The sequence below is a fragment of the Allomesorhizobium camelthorni genome (genome assembly GCF_011045125.1).
Taxonomy (GTDB): domain Bacteria; phylum Pseudomonadota; class Alphaproteobacteria; order Rhizobiales; family Rhizobiaceae; genus Allomesorhizobium; species Allomesorhizobium camelthorni.
Genome location: NZ_JAAKZF010000153.1, coordinates 1 through 7,474 on the forward strand (window position 1 = coordinate 1; position 7,474 = coordinate 7,474).

Below are 7,474 nucleotides of genomic sequence, written 5' to 3' on the forward strand. Positions count from 1 at the left end.
TAAATCTCCCGCCCAAGGCATTTTCTTTACTTGGCGAGCGCTGCTCAGTCTGCGATAGGCCGACTTCCACAGGACCTTTTCACAGAAAGTTATTCTAGCCAGCGTTGGCTGATCAACAATCTTTGTCGAGCAAGCTATAACCGTCGGAAGATGAGTCGATCGTGAGGCCACTCCGGGCGGACCACAGGATGCAGCCTGCAGGGGCCCATTCCGACGCCGACGCGGGCCCGGTTGCCATTGACCACGGGCGGCGGATTGTCTGGGTTAGAGAAAATTCGCTCCTGAATATGTTGACGAATCTAAAAATTGCCGCTAAATTTTTACTATCAGTGAACTGCCGAACACCCCAGCTATGGCTGGCGCTGCGGAACTTTTGACGTCGCGATCGAAGCTTGCAGCCTGACCGAAAAAGAGTTGAGTGAAATCAGTCGGAGTTCTGTTCGTATTTTAGGACGAATGAAGAGAACGATCGGCCGGACTGATTTCACCCGCGTAGATTACATGCGCGACGGACCGGCTAGTACGTCGCAAGCAAAGATTGAGGCGAAACAATGTCAAAAGACAAATTCAGGCTAGACGGGAGAATTGTAGTGGTATCGGGTGCCGGACGAGGAATCGGTATTGAAGTCGCTCGGTACATGGTGAATGCCGGCGCCCGCATAATAATCGCCGAGATTGACAGACAAACAGGCGAGGATGCGGCCTCAGAGCTTGGCCCGATGGCAGAGTTCGTCCCATTGGACGTTGCTGATAGGGTGGCCGTCGATAGCGCCGCGGAAAAGATTCTGGCGCGCCATGGAAGAGTTGATGTTCTGGTCAACAACGCGGCGATTTGCATAGACTCAAACGCCGAGGAGACTTCCGATGAGGTTTGGCGCCGACAAATGTCTGTTGACTTGGATGGGGTTTTTTATTGCTGCCGCGCTTTCGGTCGGAAAATGATTGAAGAAAAAGCGGGCAGCATCATCAACATATCGTCGATCGCAGCCTTTGTAGGTTTACGGCCTCAAAATCACGTGGCTTATAGCGTGGCAAAGGCGGGGGTGGCACAGCTATCACGGGTGTTGGCCTCCGAATGGGCGCGGCATTGCGTACGAGTTAATTCTATATTGCCAGGATACACCAAAACACCCATGCCGTTGGGCGTTGGCGATGATTTGGTATCGAAGTGGTTAGAAATGATCCCCATGGGAAGGATACTTGATCCCGAGGAAATTGCAGGAGCAGCACTATTTCTCGCATCCGATGCGTCTAGCGGTATTACCGGGCATCTTCTAGTTGTCGATGGCGGTTATACTATCTGGTAGACTGTTGCCTTTGGGTGAGTAACGAATCAGAACGAAATTGGTCAAACTAGCGCGGAAGCTTACTCCGTCGTGAAGGCAATATCACAATACGTGTATATCGGCGACGGAGCGCGAATAGTGGCGTGGCTGGCCAGCGCTTTGCCCGTCTGCGGATCGGGGTGCGGAAGCGTGCGGTCCTCGATCATCTCGAACGAAAAAGATGATTGAGCTTGGGACTCTCGCCCGCTATCTCGTGTTTCCTCGACGACATCACCGTTGGGAACTATCGCAGCAGAGCTCATAGGCGGGTAAATTCGTGGCGGACGTGATCCGAGTTGCGGTGCTTTCTAAAGAGTTGTTAGTGAACGGCTTCATTTGCGGACTCCAGCAAACTTATATGGTGATCATGTATCGATGATATGTGATCAGGCGAATTCATAACAAGGAGAGGCCGGATGGCTTCACGCTATCACGAGGTCTACGACGGCTGGAAACGCGATCCGGAAAAGTTCTGGTCGGACGCGGCCGAAGCCATCGACTGGTACTCGCCTTACGACAAGGTGTTCGATACCACTGCGGGCGTCTATGGCCGCTGGTTCACCGGCGCCACCTGCAACACCTGCTTCAACGCCATCGACCGCCATGTCGCAGGCGGCCGCGCAGACCAGGTCGCGCTGATCCATGACAGCGCCATCACCGGAACGGTCGCAAAGTTCACCTATGCCGAACTGAAACGCGAGGTGGTGGCGCTGACCTCGGTGCTGAAGAACCGCGGCATTCGCAAGGGTGACCGCGTCATCATCTACATGCCTATGGTGGCGGAAGCGGCCTTCGCCATGCTGGCCTGCGCCCGCATCGGCGCCGTGCATTCGGTGGTCTTCGGCGGCTTTGCCTCGCACGAGCTTGCCACCCGCATCGACGACGCCAAGCCGAAGCTGATCATTTCCGCTTCCTGCGGCCTGGAGCCGGGACGTGTCGTTGCCTACAAGCCGCTGCTCGACACCGCCATCGAGTTGTCGCGGCACAAGCCCGATGGCTGCCTGATCCTGCAGCGCGACCAGCTGCACTGCGAGCTGAAGGAGCACTACGACATCGATTTCGCCGACGCCGTTGCCCGCGAGCGCGCTGCCGGCGCCAATGTCGACTGCGTTGAGGTGTTGGCCACCGACCCGCTCTACATCATCTACACCTCGGGCACGACCGGCCAGCCCAAGGGCATCGTGCGCGACAATGGCGGCCACATGGTCGCGCTGAAATGGACGATGGAGAACGAGTTCGGCGTCAAGCCGGGTGAGGTGTTCTGGGCTGCCTCCGATGTCGGCTGGGTGGTCGGTCATTCCTATATCGTTTACGGACCGCTGCTGCATGGCTGCACCAGTATCCTGTTCGAAGGCAAGCCAATAGGCACGCCCAATGCCGGCACCTATTGGCGGGTGATGGCCGATCACGGCGTGGTGGCGCTGTTCACCGCGCCGACCGCCTTCCGCGCCATCAAAGGGCAGGACCCCCGCGGCGAGTTCGTTCCGAAATACGACCTTTCGAAATTCCGCACCCTGTTCCTCGCTGGCGAACGCGCCGACCCGGAAACCATCAAATGGGCGGAGCAGAAACTGAACGTACCGGTGATCGACCATTGGTGGCAGACCGAGACCGGCTCGCCGATGACCATCAACCCTGCTGGCCTCGGCCTTTTGCCGGTGAAATACGGCTCGCCCGGCGTGCCGATGCCGGGCTACGACATCCGTGTGCTCGACGATGCCGGCCATGAAGTGGCGCGCGGAACGCTCGGCAATGTGGTGGTAAAGCTGCCGCTGCCGGCCGGATGCCTGCCGACGCTGTGGAACGCCGACGCCCGCTTCCGCCAGGCCTATCTCGAGGAGTTCCCCGGTTTCTACAAGACGGCCGACGCCGGCATGGTGGACGAGGACGGCTATCTCTATGTCATGGCCCGCACTGACGACATCATCAACGTCGCCGGCCACCGGCTGTCGACAGGCGCCATGGAGGAAGTGCTGGCCGCCCATCCGGACGTCGCCGAATGCGCAGTCATCGGCATCGCCGATCCGATGAAGGGCCAGGTACCTCTTGGCTTCGTCGTGCTCAATGCTGGCGTTTCACGCGACATCGGCCTCATAGAAAGCGAGGTGGTGGGGCTGGTGCGCGAACGCATCGGCCCGGTCGCTGCCTTCAAGACGGTGGTGACGATCAAGCGCCTCCCCAAGACGCGCTCCGGCAAGATCCTGCGCGGCACCATACAGAAGATCGCTGATAAGGAGACCTGGACGATGCCGGCGACCATCGATGACCCGGCCGTATTTGATGAGATCACTGCTGCGCTCAAAGAGCGGCGCATAGGGGGTGTAGCATAGATCAGTCAAGAGACAATCGCGTGCAGGGCAATCGCTCCAGGCTAACGGCGGCTTGCTGCCAGATCGGGAGCGAATGTGATTTCATGGGGAGCTTCGTGATTTGCGGAGCCCTCGATGTCGCGCCAACCTTCCCGTTCGCTTTCGATCTTCGACCATTTTTTCGGCGCTGTCCGATTCTCGCCAGCGTTCACGCGTCGTCTACGCGCTGCCTGAAATCCTGCTTGTGGTGCTGTGCGCAACGCTGTGCGGCATGGACGAGTTCGTCGAGACGAAACTTGGGGTAATCAGCGGCTCGACTTTCTACGACGAGCCTAGTATGCCGGAATTTGTAACCCGTGCCGAACTCCGTAGCTTCGCTGCAAAGAAGACGCTGACCGAGCAGGCAGCAGTCCGCAAGACCGCGTCGACGCCCGCTGGAAGGATCGACGTTCCTGTCACATTCGAGCAAGGATGATGATCTGGTCGTTGGTGCCACGATGGTCCTCGAAAACCACGGGGGCAAAGTATACACCGATAAGGTCGATCCGGAGATGCCACCGTACATTTCGGACGAGACGGCCAAATTGCTAAAGTGGCGCATTCGCCAAACTTATCGGTTCGTGCTCTTGACCAGTAAGAACAGCACGGACTGTCGCTGGGTGCCATGGGAGCTTGGCGTCGCGGATGGCTACAAAGGAATGAATGAGATCGCGATCTTTCCATCGGCCGATGACGCGACGGACATGGAATGGGCTTCCTGGGAATATCTAGGCCTTTACCGGCGAATCGCATGGGGGAGGCTTGAGGGCTACGACGATCCCGTGTGGATGGTGTGGAACCAAGCCGCGAACACAGCGACCGAACTTACCAAGTGGCTACGTGGCTCGTGAACCACCAACGAGTTTGCTCCGCAATGTGCAACAAATAGCCATTTCATCTCGACAACGAAGAGTTTGTTTTGGTGCATTCGATCAGAACGACCATGGGCATGTGGGCGTCATTTCGGCGCTAACGTGATGAACTGTGGCGCGCCGCCTTTCTACTATTTCCCCGTTTGCTGGGTGCGCTCACCACTAGAGATGGGCCGCAACATACTGTGGCCAAGGCAGCGAAACCACTCATCCAGTCGAACATTCGTTTGGTCTAGTGGGCCAGTGATTGCCGGCAGGAACATCTTTTCCCCGATGTGCTCTCCAAGGGATCGGTATGCTTCGAACTGAGTTTCGGAAAAGAATTGGTCCGCGGTCGAATGATGGGGAAACGTCGGCTCATCTAGCTTAAAGCGCTTGAGATATCGCTTGAGATATTCGCCCTCGTTTCCGGTCAGCGAAAGCTTCATGTACAACAGGTAGCCGACCTCAAGTGGTGAATCGTCTGGGCCTTGCGGATAGAGAATTCGGCAGAGCTGAAAGTGCGACCGGCTGTAGCCAGCTTCTCCGAGCCGGAGATCATCCAGGTTCACATCTAGGGTAATCCCGAAATCGATGTAGGCAAGTCGCTGCAGGTTCGTCAGCGCGTGGAATGTCATCGTCGGGTCGTTCTCACCGTCGATAGCCACGATGAAACGACAGCGCCGCTTCATAAGCTCATAGACTCCGAGGTTCTCGATGTGACCGCCGTCGGAAATGTTGAGGAATGCTCCACGTTCGTCAGCCGTGGCAGTCATTTCCTTCAGCAGGTACCACAAACCTGGCGCTGCCGGAGATTTGCCGGGCCTTCGCAGCCAGATGCCCAGCCGAAGGTTGAGGACGGTCAACCAGAAGCTTGCATAACGCTTTGTTCGCAAGCCCATCTGCGGCGAGACGGCGGCGCCCGACAAAGCGAGGTAAGCGAGGTCGTGCCCCGCTGAGTGGTGTAGCTCGGCGGTGACGAGGCCGCTCGCGAGCGCGCCCTCAACAGCGCTGTAGCGAGCGAGCGGCGTTAAGGCGGTCATCGATGTTCCCCCGGTAGGGTCGGGTTGCTGAGACCAACCTGATTCGAAGGAAGCACCGATGACCGATGCCATGATGAACCTGCGCACGCTCGTGGAGAAGACCCCCGACGCCGATATCCTGCGTGAGATGATCGGCTTTGCCGCCGAGCGGCTGATGGAGATGGAGGTGGGCGCGGCGACCGGCGCGGCCCATGGCGAGAAGAACCCGCTGCGGCTTGTCCAGCGCAACGGTTATCGCGACAGGGACTGGGAGACGCGGGCCGGCACGGTCGAGCTGCGCATCCCGAAGCTGAGGAAGGGCTCCTACTTTCCGAGCTTCCTGGAGCCGCGGCGCATGGCCGAGAAGGCACTGACGGCGGTAATCCAGGAAGCTTATATCCAGGGTATTTCGACACGCTCGGTCGACGACCTGGTCAAAGCCATGGGCATGAGTGGGGTGTCCAAGAGCCAGGTCAGCCGGTTGTGCGAGGAGATCGACGGCAAGGTGAAGGCCTTCCTCGACCGGCCGATCGAGGGCGACTGGCCCTATCTGTGGGTCGATGGTGCGCCGTGAAGGCGCGGGAGGTGAACATGATTTAGCGATCATCTCTCAAGCTTGCTGATTTCCGACCGGCGGCTGCAATGCCGCCCTGACCGCAGGAGCAGCGGATGGAAGGGGGTCAAGAAGCTCAACCGGGCGTCGCTGGTTGGGTGGCATAAGCAGATTGGCCTTAACTGTACCGGATGCGGGCCATTGACCGCAGGCCGGGCTACCGCAGTGCCTATGGCGAGACAACGAAGTGAGCGACGGAAGCCTCGTAACACAGATATTGCCTCTGAATCGCGCAATGGCGTGGAGGCACCGACAGCGATCAGATGCGGTAAGGCTCGTCTATCCTTACCGCTGGGCGCAGCGATTGCGTCCGGGACGGGAGCCGCTCCTTTGACCCATTCACCGTATCGCGCGGGGTAGAGCTCACCGCCTAAGAGCACCAAGGTTGGAGATCAGAACACGGGAACTTGGATCGTCTGCCCAGCACGGAACTGGGCTCGCCGCGACGGCCGGAGATGGACGACGCCAAGGGCGGAGCTTCCGTAGTAGTCGGAGTGCGGGAAAGCCGCGCACAGGGCGAAGGGAAGCAGGAAGACGGTAGACTTGTACGACGGAGGAGGGATCTGTGGACATGGATCACTGGGCCGACGAGGCCTGGGTACTCGGCGTTCAACGCAAACTCTATCAGTGGAGTAAGGCAAATCCCGAAGACGCGTGGCGAGACATGTGGGGTTGGGTTACCGACCTGCGTATGCTGCGTCACGCCTGGCAACGCGTAGCCTCCAACCGGGGCGGACGCACAGCTGGGATCGACGGGATGACCGTAGGGCGCATCCGGCAGAAGGGTGAGCATCGCTTCCTCGAAGGGCTTCAGGCAGAATTGCGCTCTGGCGCGTATCTGCCCAGCCCTGCGCGGCGCAAGCTCATCCCCAAGGCCGGTAAACCAGGGCAATTCCGGCCCTTGGGCATTCCCACGATCAAGGATCGCGTCGTCCAAGGCGCGGTCAAAACACTTCTGGAGCCAATCTTTGAGGCGCAGTTCTGGCATGTCTCCTACGGGTTCAGGCCCGGACGGAGCACGCATGGCGCCTTGGAGTATATCCGTCGAGCTGCCTTGCCGCAGAAGCGCGACAAGGACAGGCGGCGGAGCCGGATGCCGTACCCTTGGGTTATTGAGGGGGACATTAAGGGCTGCTTCGACAACATCAACCATCACCATCTGATGGATCGGCTACGCCAGCGCATAGCCGACCGACGGGTGACGCGGTTGGTCGGGCAGTTCCTGAAGGCCGGAGTTCTATCGGAGGAACAGTTCCTTCGCACCGAGGTCGGAACCCCTCAAGGCGGGATCATCTCGCCACTGCTCGCTAATATT

Annotated in this window: 6 protein-coding genes and 2 pseudogenes; 7 read left to right on the forward strand and 1 reads right to left on the reverse strand. The window is 58.8% G+C overall.

The features are described from left to right. Nucleotides 1-551 precede the first annotated feature (551 nt). The 5 genes and pseudogenes from G6N73_RS33860 to G6N73_RS33875 all read left to right on the forward strand — a co-directional run bounded on the left by G6N73_RS33860 (nucleotide 552) and on the right by G6N73_RS33875 (nucleotide 4,524). Nucleotides 552-1,307: an SDR family NAD(P)-dependent oxidoreductase gene (locus G6N73_RS33860; protein ID WP_165034268.1), complete on the forward strand. Its 756-nt coding sequence runs from the start codon at nucleotides 552-554 to the stop codon at nucleotides 1,305-1,307. A 434-nt stretch (nucleotides 1,308-1,741) separates the two neighbouring features. Then, a complete protein-coding gene (locus G6N73_RS33865) occupies nucleotides 1,742-3,655 on the forward strand; it encodes a propionyl-CoA synthetase (protein WP_165034269.1) in 1,914 nt (637 codons plus the stop codon). A gap of 154 nt (nucleotides 3,656-3,809) precedes the next feature. After that, nucleotides 3,810-3,964 (forward strand): annotated as a pseudogene (locus G6N73_RS33870) (transposase family protein); the annotation flags it as partial. 7 nt (nucleotides 3,965-3,971) lie between these two features. Continuing rightward, complete coding sequence (locus G6N73_RS36585; RefSeq protein WP_206079242.1) at nucleotides 3,972-4,109, forward strand: hypothetical protein; 138 nt, start codon at nucleotides 3,972-3,974, stop codon at nucleotides 4,107-4,109. Between the two features lie 22 nt (nucleotides 4,110-4,131). Beyond that, on the forward strand, nucleotides 4,132-4,524 hold the full coding sequence (locus G6N73_RS33875) for a hypothetical protein (RefSeq protein ID WP_206079243.1): 393 nt from the start codon (nucleotides 4,132-4,134) through the stop codon (nucleotides 4,522-4,524). A gap of 152 nt (nucleotides 4,525-4,676) precedes the next feature. Here the strand turns inward: G6N73_RS33875 and G6N73_RS33880 are convergent, their stop codons facing one another. Beyond that, nucleotides 4,677-5,639: a hypothetical protein gene (locus tag G6N73_RS33880; RefSeq protein ID WP_165034270.1), complete on the reverse strand. Its 963-nt coding sequence runs from the start codon at nucleotides 5,637-5,639 to the stop codon at nucleotides 4,677-4,679. Here G6N73_RS33880 and G6N73_RS33885 point away from each other — a divergent pair. Beyond that, nucleotides 5,626-6,108 (forward strand): annotated as a pseudogene (locus G6N73_RS33885) (transposase); the annotation flags it as partial. The gene G6N73_RS33880 and the pseudogene G6N73_RS33885 sit on opposite strands and share 14 nt — an antisense overlap. Nucleotides 6,109-6,730: 622 nt before the next feature. After that, the coding region (locus G6N73_RS33890; RefSeq protein WP_246252790.1) for a reverse transcriptase domain-containing protein at nucleotides 6,731-7,474 on the forward strand (744 nt) is incomplete at its 3' end.